Raw genomic sequence first — 323 nt, forward strand, 5'->3', positions numbered from 1 at the left:
ATTTCCTCTCCTCCGGGTACTTAGATGTTTCAGTTCCCCGGGTTGTCCTCCCCCCGCCTATGCGTTCAGCGGGGGGATATGCACACTGCTGTGCATGGGTTCGCCCATTCGGAGACCCCCGGGTCGAAGGATGTGTGCTCCTCGCCGGGGATTATCGCAGCTTGCCGCGTCCTTCATCGGCTCCCTGTGCCAAGGCATCCGCCGTGCGCCCGTGGTATCTTGCGGGACCGCATCGGGCCCGCGGGATATCCACGTGTCGCTAATTAAGTCAATTAATCGATATCATGAATAGCGCTCGTATGTCGCAATTCGGGTATCTCATA

Annotated in this window: 1 rRNA gene; it reads right to left on the reverse strand. The window is 58.2% G+C overall.

The annotated features are described in order from the left end of the window. Positions 1 to 225, reverse strand: a 23S ribosomal RNA gene (locus DW195_RS10265); the annotation flags it as partial. Between the last annotated feature and the right edge of the window lie 98 nt (positions 226 to 323).

This window comes from Collinsella sp. AM17-1 (genome assembly GCF_003470665.1).
Lineage (GTDB): Bacteria > Actinomycetota > Coriobacteriia > Coriobacteriales > Coriobacteriaceae > Collinsella.